The sequence below is a fragment of the Rossellomorea sp. H136 genome (assembly GCF_056838065.1).
The window spans coordinates 2,489,055-2,505,340 of sequence record NZ_CM166371.1 but is presented as its reverse complement, the minus strand read 5'-3'; the positions used below and the strand labels follow the sequence as shown (position 1 = coordinate 2,505,340).

Here is a 16,286-nt window from a genome sequence, read left to right as displayed (position 1 = left end):
TTACATCTTAAACACGTTAATGTTTTCTATTCTGTATTTCAATAAAATCCATTCTTCATTTTTCAAACATGGTATGAAAAGAAACAATTCTATTCGTAATTTATTTAATTAAAAGAAAGAAGGAATCGAATATGACAGTTATTAATGACGTTAAAACAACTTTAGCAGGGCTGAAAAGTGCTCAGGCTAGTTTAGAAACATTTGCTCTTGGTACAGAGAATCAACAAGCAAAGCAGCTTTACCAAGATGCCGCCAAACAAACCCAAGCTATTGTAGACAGCATTGGACCACGTATTCAACAAATCGAGCAAGAAGAACCTCAATATAAACAACAGTAATTAGAAAAGAGAAAGGTTGGTTGGATGGAGTGAACCAACCTTTCCCTTTTTCGTCTTCTGATAATGAATAAAACATGAGGTGATTTCATGAAAGACATAATAACTAAATTGAAAATTAGCTTTTTAATACTAACAGCTTTCGGACTATGCTCAGGATGTGCCGGAAATCAAAAGCAGTTTACCAATAACCATGAAGATGTGAATGTCGAAAAGGTACATACAATAAAGCCAATTGATCAATTTATTGCTAACGAAGCAAAAGAAAAAGTATTAAAAAGAGAAGCGATTTCAAGTGCAAGGGCTGTCAACACAGATAAGGAGTTATTATTGGCTGTAAAAGTCGATAATTTTGACAGATTTCGATTAAAGGAAATTGAAAAAAAAGTAAAATCAGACTTAAAAGAAGAATATACAGACTATAAAATTCTCGTCTCAACTGATTCAAAAATGTATATGGAATTGGAACAATTAGAACAAAGGTTACAAGAAGATAAGACAAAAAGGAAAGATTTAAAAAAAGAATTAGACATAATCAAAAGCCTTATGAAGGAAAAAACATAATGAAAGAAGGATACGAGGCATGTCAAATAACCAAAAGAAAAACTTAACCCCTGTTCAACAGGAATACCAAGCATTTCAAGATGAACGTGAAGTAAAGCGGCCAATAGTACGAAATTGTATAAAGGCTTTTTTAGTTGGCGGTGTTATTTGTCTGATTGGTCAGGTAATTCAATCTTTTTTTATTTATAACTTTGATTTTACTGATCAAACTGCCGGTAATCCAACGGTAGCTGTTATGATCTTTCTGTCTATGCTCTTAACGGGTTTTGGTGTCTATGACCGGCTTGCCCAATTCGGTGGTGCAGGTTCAGCAGTTCCTGTTACTGGATTTGGAAATGCTGTAATTTCAGCAGCAATTGAACACAGAACAGAAGGTATCGTTCTAGGTGTCGGAGGTAATATGTTTAAATTAGCAGGATCGGTTATTATGTTTGGTGTGTTTTCAGCATTTGTCATTGCAACAATTAAAACGATTCTTATTCAATGGGGTGGTATGTAATGTTATCCGGATCTCGTACTTGGTTATTTCAAAATGGGCCGGTAATCTCTTCAACTGGAACCATAGGAGGTCCATTTGAAGCACGTGGAAAAATCCCTGAAGATTTTGATCTGTTACATGGAGATATCTGGTTAAGGCAAGATTCATTTGAAAAGGCGCAAAAGGTTATGTTAGAGGAAGCATGTCAAAAGGCAATGGAAAAAGCAGGCGTTCAACAAGAACAAGTTCAATTTTTTCTTGGAGGAGATTTGATTAATCAAATTACCCCTACTTCTTTTGCGATAAAAAGATTTGGTGTTCCTTATTTAGGGTTATTCGGTGCGTGTTCAACTTCTATGGAGGGGTTGGCACTAGGAGCATTTATTGTAAATTACGGAGGGGCAACCTGCTTAATGACTGGGGCTTCTAGTCATAACGCTGCAACTGAAAAACAGTTTCGATATCCTACGGAATATGGAGGGCAAAAACCCCCAACTGCCCAATGGACTGTTACAGGTGCAGGTGTCGCGTTATTGAGGGACAAAGGTGAAGGGCCAAAAGTAACTTCTGCAACGATAGGCCGTGTGATAGATATGGGGTTGACGGATCCCTTTAATATGGGTGGTGCAATGGCTCCTGCTGCAGCTGATACTATTGAAATTCATTTAAAGGAACGAGGGGTTGATCCATCGTATTATGATTTGATTGTAACTGGTGATCTTGGACATATAGGACATGAAGTTACACTTGGTCTTTTAAAAAAGCATGAGATTAGGATAGATGAAAAGAAGTTTCAGGACTGTGGATTGATGATTTATCGTGAAGGACAGCCTGTTCTTGCGGGTGCCAGTGGTGCTGGATGTTCCGCATCAGTTGTTTACGGTCACTTGCTTAATCGAATGAAGGCTGGTGAATTTAAGAGGCTCTTGGTAGTGGCTACCGGTGCACTGCACTCCCCTCTTACGTTTCAACAGAACGAAACCATTCCTTGTATTGCTCATGCAGTTTCAATTGAGTTAGGAGGATCGGAAGAATGATCTATTTTTGGGCATTTGTCATTGGTGGCCTCATTTGTGTCATTGGCCAGATTATGTTTGATGTTTTTAAACTGACACCAGCTCACACTTTAAGCACTTTAGTTGTTATTGGAGCGATTTTAGACGGTCTTAATTTATATGAGCCTTTGATCGATTTTGCAGGAGCAGGAGCAACAATTCCAATTACAAGCTTTGGTAATTCCCTTGTTCACGGTGCTATGCAAGAAGCAGAGCAGCATGGACTCGTAGGAGTCATTACAGGGATGTTTGAAGTAACAAGTTCAGGTATTTCAGCTGCGATTATTTTTGGATTTTTAGGTGCTCTAATCTTTAAACCAAAAGGTTAAGGGAGGTTCTCTTATGACAGTCGGCTCACAAGTAAAACAATGTCTTTCAAATATAAAAAGCATTGATGCCAGTCTATCAAGACTAGCAATCATATCTCAAGATGAAGAAGCAAAAAGAGTTTTTCATGAAATGATGATGGCAATGGAAGAAGTAAAAGACGATTTGAAAAAGCGTGTAGGCCAATTAGAGATAGAAGAATTACAATACAAAGGTTTTTAAAATAAGAGGTGAATTGATGATGAATTGGACGGATGTTGTTTTAAGGTCATTTGTATTTCTAACTATATTGTTTTTTATGACAAAATTTTTAGGGAAAAAGCAGTTGTCGGAACTTTCCTTTTTTGAATATGTAGTAGGAATTACGATTGGTGGAATTGCAGTTGAAGTCACAATGGGGCTTGAAAAAAACATATGGCATGGGATACTTGGAGTTTTAATCTTTGGTATTGTCCCCTTTTTAGTAGGATTAATTTCGTTAAAAAACAAAAAGTTCCGTGATTATATAGAAGGGAAAGGAACTATCTTCATTAAAGATGGAAAAGTAATGGAAGATAATTTAAAGAAAGAAAGATATACAACTGATGAACTCCTAGAACTTCTGCGTAAAAAAGATGTATTCAAAGTTGCAGACGTTGAATTTGCTGTATTAGAACCTACTGGTGATTTAAATGTCCTATTAAAAAAGGAAAATAGACCAGTTACAGCTAAAGATCTGGGTTTGACAACCCCTTCTGAAAAAGAGCCTCAAACAGTTATAATGGACGGTGAAGTCTTAGATGAGCCACTTTCATCAGCTGGAAGAAATCGTCGTTGGCTAGAAACGGAATTAGACAAGCAGAATGTTAGTATTGAAAATGTGTTTTTAGCTCAAGTTGATTCGTATGGGCAATTAACAATCGATATATTTGATGACAAAATTAAAGTACCTTCACCTCAAGAAAACCCTTTATTGTTGGCGATGATGAAAAAATGTCAGGCGGATTTAGAGTTATTTTGTTTACCTACTGAGTCAGAGGACGCAAAGAAGATGTATAGAAAAAATAGCGAAAAATTACAAAGGGTGATTGATAGGTTGACACCAATGTTAAAGGGATAGATATACTATGCCTGATTATAATCAAAAAATAATCAAAGACTATGATAATGAAGATCAACAATTATCTAATAAAGGTTTATGTTACATATTGTACGTATAGAAATCTCCTCCATAGTGGACAACTTTGTATGCTCATATAAATACAGAGGCTGAGACATGACAAGCTTCTAACAGAAAAAAGGTGAATTTGAGCAAGTAAGTTCTTCTATTTCTTTAGTTGTTGGCAGTGAATTTTCTTAAATTCACTGCCATTAATGCGAAGCCCAATTCGTTTTCGATAGGGACAATACTTTTATGCCTTGATTGTAGATAATTTTATATTTTTTTAAATGACCGTATATGTTCAATCATTGCATCTAACGTAATAATAATTGGCTTTGGATCTCTGCGTACTTGAGCTAGTAAAAGGCTGCCTTGAAGTGCTGCAAGTAGTGCAATTGCTAGTTTATCAGGATCAGCATTTGAATTTAATTCGCCTCGATTAACCATGTTACGTAAACCATTTCGTATGCTATCTTCCCATTCAATGAAACTAGACATAATTTCCTGCTGTGCTTCTGTGTTTACTTCAGCCAATTCACTAGCAAGTGACCCTAAAGGACACCCTCCTTCACAATTTCGTTTTATTTGAATATCTACAATAAAATCCCTCCAAGCATATAGAGCTTCGAACGAGTCAAGATCACTAAGGAATCGTTTATGGTTTTTAATTATTTTTGAGGTTTGGAATGAAATAACCTCCAACACCAAATCTTTTTTTTCTTTAAAATAATGATACATCTGAGATGGACTTATTTTTGCTCTATGCTGAACGTCTTCAATTGTTGTTCTAGCTACGCCCTGTTCATACATCAATTCTGCAGCAGCTACAATAATTCGAGAGCGTGTTTCTTGCCCCTTCTTCGTAAGTTTTGTTTTTTTAGTTGAATTAAATTTATTATTCATATATGTATTATAACTTATAAACTATTGCCATTGGTACTATATAATTTAGTTTCATTCCTTGAAATAGAAATTTCATTTATGGACCTAGTATAGGTACGACAGTCACTTGTAATTAAATTCAAACAAATTGAAATTATCTAAAATATAGTATATACTTTCAATACATCATTTTTTGGAGTGGATACTCCAAAAAAGTGAAATTTCAAAATGAGTTTACCAATTAATTCACAAATATTATAGGGGGGAAAGATGTTACTTCGAGCGAGGGAAGAGAATGCAAATTAATTTTAGAAAGAAAAGACATTTTTATACGTGAGTACTATAGAGTACACCAAAACTAGTTATACATCCTGTTACCATGTTTTCTTATTTAATCCTTCAATGAATATTGGTATTCATTAATCAGAATTAGGCCCGGGTTCAGGAAAATATGAATTGCAAATATCCTAAGGGAAATGTAAGGGATGGTTTGGCGCATTAACCCCAATTAAATGATATACCTAAAATTTTAAGGCTAATGGCGTTTGGAGTAAGACGCTCCCTAAAAATCTGAAGATGTATATTAAAATGTGAAGTCAGTGAGTGAATGTATCGATTAATTGATGAAAATGAGGAGTGAATTTTATGAAAGTATTAGTTGTAGGTGCTGGAGCAGTAGGAGGATACTTTGGAGCAAGATTATCAGAAAGCGGAGTGGATGTTACGTTTTTGGTAAGAAAAAACAAACAATTGTTACTAAAGAAAAATGGATTAAATGTGCTAAGTACCCATGGAAACATATATATATCACCAAAAACAATTACAGCAAGTTATCCTCCTGAATTTTATGATGTTATTCTAGTTAGTACTAAATCCTATCACGTCGATAATGTTGTTGAAGATATTAAACGATTCGTGGGTAAAGACACGGTTATTATACCTTTATTGAACGGTATTACCCATCTCGACTTACTATTAAATGCCTTCCCAAATAATAATGTAATGGGAGGTTTATGCTTTATTGAAACGACAACTAACGAGGAAAACGTAATCGTTCAAACCAGCCCCTCTCATGACTTAGTGTTTGGAGAACTAACAGGCGAAATTTCAGATAGGGTGAAATATATAAATAAAGTATTTTCAAAAACAAAAGCATCGATTCGTATTAGTGATTCTATTGTAAGTGATATGTGGGGTAAATATTTCTTTATTGCATGCTTTTCGGGAATAACTTCTTTATTTCGTTCTAGTATTAAATTCATTAGAGATAAAGACGGTTTAGAGATAATCAATAAACTCATTAATGAGATTGGACTCATAATGAAAGCACACGAAGTTCCTCTTCCTAATAATATAGAGGATAATCAATTAAGGAAGATGATGGAAATCCCCGGAGAAATGAAGTCGTCAATGCTTAGAGATATGGAAAAAGGGACTCAGATTGAAGGGGAACATATTCACGGATACTTATTAAATCTCGCTAACAAATATAGTATAGATGCTCCTTTAATTAAAGTTATATATTGCAACCTACAAGCTTATGAAAGTCAATTAATTAAATAATTTTTTGGGACTGCTGCGAATCACCAAGACGTCTATCAGACCGGCTAATGACAAACTTAATAATGTTTTTAAATCCGATAGGTATAAATAACTTACAAAGTGCTGTGAGCTCAAGTTATAAAAAGGAACATGTGAAAATTTTAAAAAAATTGATTAACGATGTTGAGGACTTTTCTAAAGATGTGTTTAAGCTGCTTGTTAAAAAAGACTGGTTAAATGAGCCTCCAGTGGCAAAGTGGACAAATAAAAAATGATTATGATTCATCAAGAATGAGGTGTAATGAATGGAAAAGCTCAGCACTTCTTTGGAAAAGAACTATAAATTTTTTCAACAAAGGCTTAACCATTGTGAGGATGTGGAGTTTAGGATATTAAATTCATATAAAGAAAAAGGAAATGAAATAATTTTCATGTAATGTGAGAATATCATTGATGAATTGTTGGTATTCGAGACATTATTTGAGAAAATCATTCAGAATTTCCCTAAAAAAACGAAAAAATTGACCAGTCTATTTTAAAAGATGAATTCCCAACAACATCAATATTTTTTTCAGACGACGTACAAGAAATAATGTCCTACTTATTTTATGGATTTTGCATAATTTTGTTTCCGAATAGTAATAAAGCAGGTTTAGTTTGTTATTCCAAGAAAACTTTCCGACAACTTATAAGAAGCAGGCCATGATTTGGTCTTCGATTTCTCTAATTATTGGATTAGGGTTAGGGTTAATAATTTGGGGATTATCATCTCATCTTAGTGGGGGTAGCCTTCAATTTTACCTGGAAAGGATGTTTTTATAGAGAAAAAATCTTAAATAGACTTTTTTCCTTTTGCATTATTTCTTTGGCATTTTTATTCAACGGATCAAAATAAGGGAAATTACTAAAAGTTAGGAAAAACTCTAAGATAAGTTTAATATAGATATCCCTTTGGATGTTGATCAATAGTATTTGAAAAAATTCCGAACTGTTTTTTTTGGATATATATGGAAGATTATATAAATTTAAGAATGAGTTCCTAAGGAAGATAAAAAACGTTACACAAAGGTTGATAAAATGAAAAAGACAAAGAAGTTAGAAGCAGTTCTTTGGAGCATTGCACTGCCCGGTTTTGCCCAATTATTAAATGGCCAGATATTAAAAGGAATAACTTTTATTATTTTAGAATTTGTGATTAATGTTATGAGTTCATTTAATAAAGCTATTATGTTAAGTTTTCTTGGGGAAATATCGGAGGCCGTTAGGACGATTGATTACCAATGGCTTATGTTTTATCCATGTGTTTATATGTACGCAATGTATGATGCTTATATATTTTCAGAAGGGGAAAACCCTCGATTATCAGTTCTTCCGTTTGCATTCGGAGCCTATTTTACGACAATAGGTGTTATGTACTCTGCTAACACATTTTATGGAATATTATTCGGTCCCATTTGGCTGCCTATCTTGACTTTATTACCCGGATTGGCAATTGGTTTTATTATTCGTTATATAATGTTAAAACTTAATACATAGTTCAATAATGATAACGTTAGTTCTTCTTTTTGATTCAGTGATTTATAACTTTTTTATCCAAAAATGCATTGAACATGCAAGGTAGAAATGATTACATTTGTTTATCCATCAAGTTATGACCTGATTATATACTCATAAATATAGAAGCTGACCCAATATATCGTTAATTGGCGACTCTCTGGGTCAGTTGTGAACGATAGAATAAAGTTGACAGTTTTCGCTCAATGAGATTTTACACTTTTGCTCAATCAACCTACTACTTTAGTAAAATAGATAGTGATGGATTTTACTGGAGGTTAGGATTTTTGGAGGAAAAGTTAGTGTTATATGTAAAGATTCATGAACAGCGCAAAAGAAAATTTAAAGTAGCACAAATCGCTAAGGAAATTATAAAATTCCCGAAATGTTGGCGGTACCTTTAACAAAGAAAAAACCTCTCTAAATTCTTTAATTAAAGAATTTTATGAGAGGTTTTCTATATGTTGTTCGAAAAATATTTCCTAGTATCTTCACGTATTTGTGTTGGCAAGACACGATCAAGCTCTTCATTTAACCATGAAAGAGTTTTACTACGCAAGAAATCACGCATTTTCTCTTCTGCAGAAAGCATAACTAAATTGATGGTACAAGATGAGGGGGGAGTACAACAGTTTTCTCTATACAAATAGCCATTGTTTTTAATGTTTTTACATTGAAAAATAGGCTTAGGGCCTTCAACTGCTTCAATTACATCCCAAAAGGATATATGCTCTGGGGACTTAGATAACCTATATCCTCCCTTTACACCGGGTACAGAACTTACAATGCCAGCCTTAGATAATTTACCGAAAACTTTTGAAAGAAATGTCTCCGAAAGTCCCTGGAATTCTGCCAAATCCTTTATCCCAACGCTTTCCTTTGAAGGAACTTCAATTAAATAAACTAGGCAATGTAAAGCATATTCAACTCCGACACTATACTGCATATTAACTCACCTGCTTTTGTTTTTAAGGGTTATCAAATTGTATTTTAGGAATATATAGAGTGTTAGTCAAATAAAAGAATCTCTTTTGGGTAAATCATTTCACTTTTACAAAAATATTTATAATCTATAGTGTAGATAATTTAATAAGTGATTCACTTAGTCTTTAATTTGAACTTGAAATTCATTTAAAAATATCGAATTTAAATAAACAAAACACTTTTCATTAACGCACATCTAAAAGTAGATGTTACTTCCTCATTTAGCTTACAGGTTTTCAACTATTTTGAGAGCATTTATAGTATTATTTTCCGATAGTGAAGCATTAGAAATTGAACAGAATAACCTGTACACAGAGGAAGTGCCTATAATAGATCAAGCGGGTTTTAAATGCATATGAAAGACAACGAAAAGAAGGAGAACTAACCTTCGAAGAACAAAAAATAATGGAACGTACGTACAAGATCTTTCAACAATTTAAAAGTGCAAATAGGTATGTTGTCGTTTTACAATTGCATAATTTTAATATTTCATCAAAGTTAAAAGATTATATGGAAAATATCATGATCGCAGGTGACACTTTAAAGTATACTGAAGATGGGTCAGCTTTTAAACTTTTTAAAGAATGCAAGAATTAAGTTTTTTTTTAAAAAGTTACGTGCTATCAAAACTAAACTGAATGCTTATTCTTTTTCCTCTTAAATAAAATAGTATAAATATTAAGCCAAATAAATAATGATGGAATATACCCAAATAAAAAAAATGTGCCAGCTAGAGATACAACTGAGTTCAACGTTTCAACTTCTAACTGACTTTTAAAATTTATAACTATGAAATAAATAATACCACTGGATATCCATAATGAATAATTCGGCTTCAGATTTATCGTTTTTCTTAAAATTCTTGTTCCACTCCACAGGGCGACGCAGCAGGGAGGCAAGATCACTAATAGCCATGTAAAGATATAGACGTATTCAAATCTCTCAATAAATGGAAGATAGATGATTTTTGAAAAAACCAGAGTCGGCCATTTGATATGTTCTAACTGACCTAAATTAAAATAAACAAGTGAAATGACAGTAAGGATAAAATATAAAAATGTAGTATAGAGTTGAGAAATATGTGCCCATTTTTTAGAATTTACATTATCTTTAATGAAGGGGAAATAAACCAATATAAAACCAACACCCATATACATATAGATTATATTTTTGCCTGAATTGAAATAGTCGTTCCAACTGTGATTCAAATATGGCTTTAAGTTATCCCAATGAGTATGCGGTAACAGAAAAAAAAGACCCAATAATAAAAGACTAGGTAGAACCACACCCCAAAAGCATATCCCTGTGACAACTCGGAACCCCCCGGAGACTATATAAGTCGTTGCTAATAAAATAATTAATAGTAACTCCCAAATCTCAATTTGAGGAAAAGCCCAAAGATGCAAAATTTCTACGTAGGAACGAATCACAGATGAGGTAATTAAAATCATATAAACGTAAAGGAAGATATTTAGGATATTTCCGAACAAATTCCCAAATAATTGTTGATGTAAAGATAAAACATCTCCAGTGGTGGAACGTTTTAATAAAAAGTAGATCATCCATAAAATTAGATGAAAACTGAATCCGACCAACAACACTGAAACCCAGGCATCTTGTTCAGAATTTTTTATTATTTCATTTTGGAAGCTCAACATCCCCACACCGGTTTGTGTTCCATGTATAAGAAAAAATATAAAAAAAGGAGAGACCGTTAAACTTTCCTTTACCTGTTTATTCATTACGAATCACCTATTTCTCTATTCTTTAATTCCTGATTCAGTCAGTACGACACTAATATCGACATTGAATGTAATTGTTGGGTAGATTGTTTCGTAAAATTGTTCTTTATTCCATTCTTCACTATGAGCTCTTATGAAATCTCCAACACCTAAAGGATCAACATTATGCTTTTGGAAGTTTAATAAAAGATGTTTAAAATCTTCCTTTAACTTTTTTTCTGATTGCCTTTCTAATAATAACTTATTTTTTTTCTTCCTTAAATCTAACCATTTTGGATAATCCTCAACCATTCCACGTAAGGTTATGCGGTACGATATCTCCGGCAATGATTTGAGGTTGGATACGGATTTAGTAATTTTTCCAGAATTAATGGTTAGTACAGCTAGACCTTCATCATGAAGTTTATGTACGCTAAATGGGACTTCTCCATTAATGGATTTACCTTGTAAGATTTTATACAATACCATTTCTTTATCATTTAAAATGAGAGCCAGCTTGTTTTTACGGAATACCGCGTATTCGCTTGCTGTAACCTTTCTTTTTTGATTTAGGTTCAGGTAAGGAACAGAGGCATCTCTTCCTCTACCATAATAGTCATACAGAAAATTATGCAAATTCGATTCGGGTAAGTTTTTCGACATAATATTTTGTTTAATTAGTCTCGGAAGATAGTCACTTCCTTCCTCTTTTAATTTGTTAAGTATTTCTTTTGGCGGAATTTTAGAAACGGCGACAATTAGATTGGTTCCTACTAATGGATTGTTACAAATCGTCCTGACAGTTTCAGACATATCCTCTTTGGCTATATCTTCACTAACGATGAGTACCATTAATTTCCCAATGTCTATAGGTTTTTCCGATTGGCTGTTTATATCTTTGAGAACTAATTTTACAGTCGGTGCTTCCCCTTGCAGCGTATGAACTTGTCCTTGCCCTTGCCCTTGCACCGTGTAGTCTTCATATAGAGCTGTTCCGATATATCTATCATCTTCTTTGTCAAAGCCTAGTACCTTCACAATTTGTAATTGATCAACGATCTCTAAACGTTTACAACCTGATAAAATAAGAAATGTAAAGATAAACATTATACCGATCAGCATTATATTTTTTTTACTATTCATTATTTATATCTTCCTTGTCTTTCTTTGGTGTGTATCTTCTCATCTTGAGTGGTCTGAAGAGTTGACTTCTATCGGTTGTATATTCGAATGATGACCGGATAAAACCGTCGCTAAAGTTCGTTTTTCTAAAAGGAAATAGCGGTGCTAAATATGGCGTACCAAAAGATTTTAACCTTAACAGGTGTCCAAAAAGAAAAACAGCTCCTAAGGCAATTCCTAATCCTCCCCAAATAGCCGCAAGTACTATAAAAGGAAAGCGTAGGATACGAATGGCATTGGACATTGTATAGATAGGCGTTGTAAAAGATGCCAACGCCGATAAAGCAACAATGATAAGCAATACATTACTGGTGAGAGCTGCCTCTACGGTTGCCTGTCCGATAACTATCCCTCCTACAATACCTAAAGTTTGTCCAACTTTTGTTGGTAATCGTGCACCGGCTTCTCGTAACAATTCAATCGTCAGTTCCATAAAAATAACTTCCAATGCCGGTGGAAACGGGACATTGGCTCTCGAGCCAATTAGTGCAGTGAGTAAAACTTCTGGTATAACTTCATAATGAAACGTTAATATAGCTACATACAATGGACTTGCGAATATCGAAAAAATAACACTAAAGTAACGAATAACCCGAAAGAATGACCCAATTATCCAAGGGAAATAATAATCTTCAGATGAAATGAAAAAATTCATCAATGTGGCTGGTCCAGTTATTACATAAGGTGATCCATTTGATAAGATGGCAATCTGTCCTTGCACTAGAGAATATACGGCCTTATCTATTCGTTCAGTCGATAATAAAGTAGGAAAGAGTGTATTTGAATTATCTGAAATGAGTTGGTCAATATGCGAATTATCAAATACAACATCAACATCTATATCCTTTAATCTTTGTCTAACGGTTTGAATGTTTTGAGGGTTAGTTATTCCGTCTAAATATGCAATAGTCACCTTTGTTTTTGACATAGATCCAATAATAATCTCTTCAAAAACTAAATCAGAAGTAGAAATACTATTTCTTAATAAATGAATGTTGACATCAATGTTTTCAATAAAACCTATCTTAGGACCGATAACAGTAAATTCATTTTCCGTGTCATTGTTTTCTCGGAGACCTATACCAGAGTTTTCAATGTTTACTGCCAAAAATTGTGTATATGATTTGTCTAGTTGAATCATTGCATAGCCTTGTATAAGCTTATCTTGTATATCAGAACCTTCATTTACGATATGTAAGTCATCGAAAGGGATATAATTTTTTATATCATCAAGATTGCTTATTTCACCTATGTGCTTTTGAATTGAGGGTAGAAAAAGCTTATTTACCTTTTCAACATCGACCATAGATTTATAGTAACTAATTAATAAGCCATCAAAATCCTCAAAAGGAGTATATTCGTGAAAATCACTGGACTTTTTAGCTTGTTCAAAAACTAATTCAATTGGCTTAGGTTTATTTTTTAATTTTTTTTTTTATTTTTATTAAAAAAGAAAGTCATTTATTCACCTTAAGTTTCATAATTATATATTTGCTCTTGATTATTCTGTACTATACTCATGTATTTTATTCTCTTGATAGTACTTAATTCTCTGCAACAAACAATTGAAAAATACAAAAAATCAATACTGTTCTACAAAAATGCTTTACTAGAACTAAATGGAGTATAAAAAAATTACTTCCAAGAATAAAATTAACCTGATTACTCATGAATGTTGCCAAAATAACAGGATTTTATGAACAAGTCACTCATGCTTCTTTAGTAATCGAAAACCTGATAAAGAAGAAATTATTATTATTATGGTTACTCTTTTAAGAATGGGAATGAAAATTGGGTTGAGCAAGGTGGCTGAAGCAACACCCGGGCTTACATATAAACAATTAGCCAATGTATCTCAATGGCGCATGTATGAAGATGCAATGAATAAAGCCCAATCCGTATTAGTAAATTTTCATCACAAATTGCAATTGTCTTCCTATTAGGGCGGCGGTACAACATCTTCATCAGATGGTATGAGAATGCAGCTAGGTGTTTCATCACTACATGCAGATGCCAACCCACATTACGGAACTGGAAAAGGAGCCACCATCTATCGATTTACAAGTGATCAATTATCTTCTTACTACACAAAGATTATTCATACTAATTCAAGAGATGCAATTCATGTTTTGGATGGTTTATTGCATCATGAAACGGACCTAAACATAGAAGAGCATTATACAGACACGGCCGGCTACACAGACCAAATTTTCGGATTGACCCATTTATTAGGATGATTTAAATTCGCTCCAAGAATAAGAGATTTATCAGACTCAAAGTTATTTAAAATAGATAAAGCAATTGAGTATCCAAAACTAGAAGCCATTTTACGTGGACAAATAAATACAAAGCTTATTAAAGAAAATTATGAGGATGTTTTGCGATTAGTTCATTTATAAGGGAAGGGACAGTTTCAGCATCTCTTATTATGGGGAAACTAGGATCTTATATAAGGATTTCTAAAGAGGGTAAAAGTGATAAAGAAAAAATAAATGTACTAGAAGAGATAATTCAAGAGTTATTAGCTGAAAAGAACCAACTAATTCAAATTGCTCAAGTTTACGATGAACAATTGGTAGCACAAAAAATCTCAGAAGGAGATGTTGATTATATCACTTCCAACATTCTACCTTTAATCGAACACCTTATCGCTAATACAGATGACGAAGAAGCAGCAGCAGAGAACAAGAAAAATCTTGAAATATTTAAGCCGTTATTGTCGAAAGAAACTTTTAATATGCTCCAATTGCTTGGATTTAATTACAAACGTGCGATCGGTAAACCATTAACTGATCTTGTTAATTCTATGATTGTATCTCAAAAGCCCCTACCTAGAGAGACGGATTTAGAGCGCCAAAAACTTTTCTATGAGCATGAAGCCCAATACTTCAGCATGATAAATGATGAGGAAGCTTATCAAAGGCATTTGAAGCTTCAAGGTAAAGAATAATTTAAACATGTAAGATGAAATAAAACTTAAAGGCCAGGCGCAAGCATTTTTGTTCCTGGCCTTTGAGTTAATTTTGTGAAGAGAAGAGAGAAATAATTTTCAAAGAATCGACAATTGTAATTTAAAAATTGTTGTATGTCCACAGTCAACTTAAGTGTTTATACTTTGATATAAGAACTAAGTAACATTTTTATTCTTGTTTTAAAACAAAAAGTACGCATTTTAAAACTTTAATATCTGACACCACGGTTTAGATAGAAACAAAACTCTTGACACAATGGTATTTAGACCTAGTTTATTAATACAAAGATATTATCAACATTGAAATAGTCTTAAAAAACCTTAAATGCCCATGGAATTGTATAAATTTTACTTTAGTCTCTATAAATTTATTTACTAATGTTATGATTAATTTAATAAAAAGGAAAATTCTGTAAGATAAGTGTAGAACACATGAGAACCTCTTAAATTTATCAGTATAGTAGGTGTGCGAATGAAAAACCGGATTATCCATGCGTTAATGGAACTAACCAACAAATTTACCAAGCTTCTAACAAAGTTAGCCGACGTTAAAAACATGCCTGAGAGCTTATTCGAGGACTTAACGCCGAGCACAGACATTGATGAAAATGGTAAATATGCCGAGGCAATTACCTGGGGTTTGGAGAATGACAATGTTATGAATATTGCTTTGACCGGGCCATATGGTTCAGGAAAGAGTAGCTTGCTAAAGACGTATAAAAATAAGCACGGAGATACGTACCACTTTTTAAATATATCGTTAGCAACCTTCAAGCTAGAAGAGGGGATGAGCGAAGAGAATGATCTAGAGAAAAGCATTCTCCAGCAAATGATTTACCGTGTCGCGGATCGTACCATTCCATTTTCGCGCTTTAAGCGTATTAAGCATGTGAAAAATGGAAACATCATTTTTTATTTCACACTATTTATATCCTCGTTGACAGCTAGTATCTTTCTATTTAACCCAACTTATCTAAGAGATATTTTTAGAGGGACGCTACTTCAACAAAATTTCACTAGTGGAAACCCATTATTAATCTTATGGACATTCTTCTTGATTGGAGTAGCCCTGTTGTTTCCAATTGTTTTTCTGAAAAATATTTACAGCTTGATCCGCGGTAATTTTAACTTCCATTGAATTCAGTAAAAATCGCACCAAATTTTTTGACTTTATCATCCCGGTGATCCCAATTATTAATTCCTCTAACTCGATAGATAAATTGACTGAGAAAATAGACAAATTAGCCTATACGGATAAGATAGATCGAACCTTTTTAAGTGATGTAACGATATACATCGATGATATGAGGATTTTAAAAAATGTCTTTAACGAATTTATTATTTACAAGGACAAACTGGGGAGCATCGATCTTGATCTCAATAATCTTTTAGCAATGGTCATCTATAAAAATATCTATCCGTTTGACTTTTCGCAATTGAAATATAATAAGGGGATTGTATATGACGTTTGGAAAATAAAGATGCAATCATCCACACCAGAATGGGCAGACTTGAAGCGGAAATTGAGAAGTTAGAGGCGTAGGTTAAAG

The 16,286-nt window shown here is 33.4% G+C and carries 17 protein-coding genes and 2 pseudogenes; 14 read left to right on the top strand and 5 right to left on the bottom strand.

Going from position 1 to position 16,286, the window contains the following annotated elements; translation table 11 throughout:
• Positions 1 to 131 precede the first annotated feature (131 nt).
• The 7 genes from ACYH0O_RS12615 (at position 132) to ACYH0O_RS12585 (ending at position 3,858) form a co-directional block, all read left to right on the top strand.
• On the top strand, positions 132 to 338 hold the full coding sequence (locus tag ACYH0O_RS12615; RefSeq protein WP_482628994.1) for a DUF1657 domain-containing protein: 207 nt from the start codon (positions 132 to 134) through the stop codon (positions 336 to 338).
• A gap of 87 nt (positions 339 to 425) precedes the next feature.
• Positions 426 to 899: a YhcN/YlaJ family sporulation lipoprotein gene (locus tag ACYH0O_RS12610; protein WP_482628993.1), complete on the top strand. Its 474-nt coding sequence runs from the start codon at positions 426 to 428 to the stop codon at positions 897 to 899.
• 19 nt (positions 900 to 918) lie between these two features.
• A complete protein-coding gene (spoVAC, locus tag ACYH0O_RS12605) occupies positions 919 to 1,398 on the top strand; it encodes a stage V sporulation protein AC (RefSeq protein WP_482628992.1) in 480 nt (159 codons plus the stop codon).
• Complete coding sequence (gene spoVAD, locus ACYH0O_RS12600; protein ID WP_482628991.1) at positions 1,398 to 2,414, top strand: stage V sporulation protein AD; 1,017 nt, start codon at positions 1,398 to 1,400, stop codon at positions 2,412 to 2,414. The genes spoVAC and spoVAD overlap by 1 nt, the downstream gene beginning before the upstream one ends.
• Positions 2,411 to 2,761 (top strand): stage V sporulation protein AE, encoded by a 351-nt coding sequence (gene spoVAE / locus ACYH0O_RS12595; RefSeq protein WP_134177344.1) that lies wholly within the window; start codon positions 2,411 to 2,413, stop codon positions 2,759 to 2,761. Before spoVAD ends, spoVAE begins: the two co-directional genes overlap by 4 nt.
• 13 nt (positions 2,762 to 2,774) lie before the next feature.
• Positions 2,775 to 2,981: a DUF1657 domain-containing protein gene (locus ACYH0O_RS12590; protein ID WP_482628990.1), complete on the top strand. Its 207-nt coding sequence runs from the start codon at positions 2,775 to 2,777 to the stop codon at positions 2,979 to 2,981.
• A 16-nt stretch (positions 2,982 to 2,997) separates the two neighbouring features.
• Positions 2,998 to 3,858, top strand: a complete 861-nt coding sequence (locus tag ACYH0O_RS12585) for a DUF421 domain-containing protein (RefSeq protein WP_482628989.1) — start codon at positions 2,998 to 3,000, stop codon at positions 3,856 to 3,858.
• A 315-nt stretch (positions 3,859 to 4,173) separates the two neighbouring features.
• On the opposite strand, the gene ACYH0O_RS12580 is transcribed toward ACYH0O_RS12585, so the two are convergent.
• Positions 4,174 to 4,803 carry a TetR/AcrR family transcriptional regulator gene (locus ACYH0O_RS12580; RefSeq protein WP_482628988.1) on the bottom strand — a complete coding sequence of 210 codons (630 nt, stop codon included), beginning with the start codon at positions 4,801 to 4,803 and terminating at the stop codon, positions 4,174 to 4,176.
• Positions 4,804 to 5,427: 624 nt separating this feature from the next.
• Here ACYH0O_RS12580 and ACYH0O_RS12575 point away from each other — a divergent pair.
• From ACYH0O_RS12575 to ACYH0O_RS12565, 3 genes are all read left to right on the top strand, one after another.
• Entirely contained in the window at positions 5,428 to 6,345 is a 918-nt protein-coding gene (locus tag ACYH0O_RS12575; RefSeq protein ID WP_482628987.1) for a ketopantoate reductase family protein, read from the top strand.
• Positions 6,342 to 6,599: a DUF3231 family protein gene (locus tag ACYH0O_RS12570; protein ID WP_482632559.1), complete on the top strand. Its 258-nt coding sequence runs from the start codon at positions 6,342 to 6,344 to the stop codon at positions 6,597 to 6,599. The genes ACYH0O_RS12575 and ACYH0O_RS12570 overlap by 4 nt, the downstream gene beginning before the upstream one ends.
• 802 nt (positions 6,600 to 7,401) lie before the next feature.
• Complete coding sequence (locus ACYH0O_RS12565) at positions 7,402 to 7,860, top strand: hypothetical protein (RefSeq protein ID WP_482628986.1); 459 nt, start codon at positions 7,402 to 7,404, stop codon at positions 7,858 to 7,860.
• A gap of 475 nt (positions 7,861 to 8,335) precedes the next feature.
• Here the strand turns inward: ACYH0O_RS12565 and ACYH0O_RS12560 are convergent, their stop codons facing one another.
• Entirely contained in the window at positions 8,336 to 8,824 is a 489-nt protein-coding gene (locus ACYH0O_RS12560) for an RrF2 family transcriptional regulator (protein ID WP_482628985.1), read from the bottom strand.
• Positions 8,825 to 9,028: 204 nt separating this feature from the next.
• Here ACYH0O_RS12560 and ACYH0O_RS12555 point away from each other — a divergent pair.
• A pseudogene (locus ACYH0O_RS12555) lies at positions 9,029 to 9,426 on the top strand (NAD(P)H-dependent oxidoreductase); the annotation flags it as partial.
• 65 nt (positions 9,427 to 9,491) lie between these two features.
• On the opposite strand, the gene ACYH0O_RS12550 reads toward ACYH0O_RS12555, so the two are convergent.
• From ACYH0O_RS12550 to ACYH0O_RS12540, 3 genes are read right to left on the bottom strand one after another with little or no spacing between them, the layout of a single operon-like run.
• Positions 9,492 to 10,604, bottom strand: a complete 1,113-nt coding sequence (locus ACYH0O_RS12550) for a GerAB/ArcD/ProY family transporter (protein WP_482628984.1) — start codon at positions 10,602 to 10,604, stop codon at positions 9,492 to 9,494.
• Between the two features lie 18 nt (positions 10,605 to 10,622).
• Entirely contained in the window at positions 10,623 to 11,726 is a 1,104-nt protein-coding gene (locus ACYH0O_RS12545; RefSeq protein WP_482628983.1) for a Ger(x)C family spore germination protein, read from the bottom strand.
• Positions 11,719 to 13,170, bottom strand: coding sequence for a spore germination protein (locus ACYH0O_RS12540; protein ID WP_482632558.1), 1,452 nt, complete (start codon positions 13,168 to 13,170; stop codon positions 11,719 to 11,721). Before ACYH0O_RS12540 ends, ACYH0O_RS12545 begins: the two co-directional genes overlap by 8 nt.
• Before the next feature lie 218 nt (positions 13,171 to 13,388).
• On the opposite strand from ACYH0O_RS12540, the pseudogene ACYH0O_RS12535 reads away from it, so the two are divergent.
• The 3 genes and pseudogenes from ACYH0O_RS12535 to ACYH0O_RS12525 all read left to right on the top strand — a co-directional run.
• Positions 13,389 to 14,304, top strand: a pseudogene (locus tag ACYH0O_RS12535) (Tn3 family transposase); the annotation flags it as partial.
• 904 nt (positions 14,305 to 15,208) lie between these two features.
• On the top strand, positions 15,209 to 15,874 hold the full coding sequence (locus ACYH0O_RS12530; protein ID WP_482628982.1) for a YobI family P-loop NTPase: 666 nt from the start codon (positions 15,209 to 15,211) through the stop codon (positions 15,872 to 15,874).
• Positions 15,858 to 16,271, top strand: coding sequence for a YobI family P-loop NTPase (locus ACYH0O_RS12525; protein WP_482632557.1), 414 nt, complete (start codon positions 15,858 to 15,860; stop codon positions 16,269 to 16,271). Before ACYH0O_RS12530 ends, ACYH0O_RS12525 begins: the two co-directional genes overlap by 17 nt.
• The last annotated feature ends 15 nt before the right edge of the window (positions 16,272 to 16,286 follow it).

Coding starts and splice junctions, on each gene's coding strand:
- ACYH0O_RS12615 (WP_482628994.1), top strand. CDS start 132: ATGACAGTTATTAATGACGTTAAAACAACTTTAGCAGGGCTGAAAAGT.
- ACYH0O_RS12610 (WP_482628993.1), top strand. CDS start 426: ATGAAAGACATAATAACTAAATTGAAAATTAGCTTTTTAATACTAACA.
- spoVAC (WP_482628992.1), top strand. CDS start 919: ATGTCAAATAACCAAAAGAAAAACTTAACCCCTGTTCAACAGGAATAC.
- spoVAD (WP_482628991.1), top strand. CDS start 1,398: ATGTTATCCGGATCTCGTACTTGGTTATTTCAAAATGGGCCGGTAATC.
- spoVAE (WP_134177344.1), top strand. CDS start 2,411: ATGATCTATTTTTGGGCATTTGTCATTGGTGGCCTCATTTGTGTCATT.
- ACYH0O_RS12590 (WP_482628990.1), top strand. CDS start 2,775: ATGACAGTCGGCTCACAAGTAAAACAATGTCTTTCAAATATAAAAAGC.
- ACYH0O_RS12585 (WP_482628989.1), top strand. CDS start 2,998: ATGATGAATTGGACGGATGTTGTTTTAAGGTCATTTGTATTTCTAACT.
- ACYH0O_RS12580 (WP_482628988.1), bottom strand. CDS start 4,803: ATGAATAATAAATTTAATTCAACTAAAAAAACAAAACTTACGAAGAAG.
- ACYH0O_RS12575 (WP_482628987.1), top strand. CDS start 5,428: ATGAAAGTATTAGTTGTAGGTGCTGGAGCAGTAGGAGGATACTTTGGA.
- ACYH0O_RS12565 (WP_482628986.1), top strand. CDS start 7,402: ATGAAAAAGACAAAGAAGTTAGAAGCAGTTCTTTGGAGCATTGCACTG.
- ACYH0O_RS12560 (WP_482628985.1), bottom strand. CDS start 8,824: ATGCAGTATAGTGTCGGAGTTGAATATGCTTTACATTGCCTAGTTTAT.
- ACYH0O_RS12550 (WP_482628984.1), bottom strand. CDS start 10,604: ATGAATAAACAGGTAAAGGAAAGTTTAACGGTCTCTCCTTTTTTTATA.
- ACYH0O_RS12545 (WP_482628983.1), bottom strand. CDS start 11,726: ATGAATAGTAAAAAAAATATAATGCTGATCGGTATAATGTTTATCTTT.
- ACYH0O_RS12530 (WP_482628982.1), top strand. CDS start 15,209: ATGAAAAACCGGATTATCCATGCGTTAATGGAACTAACCAACAAATTT.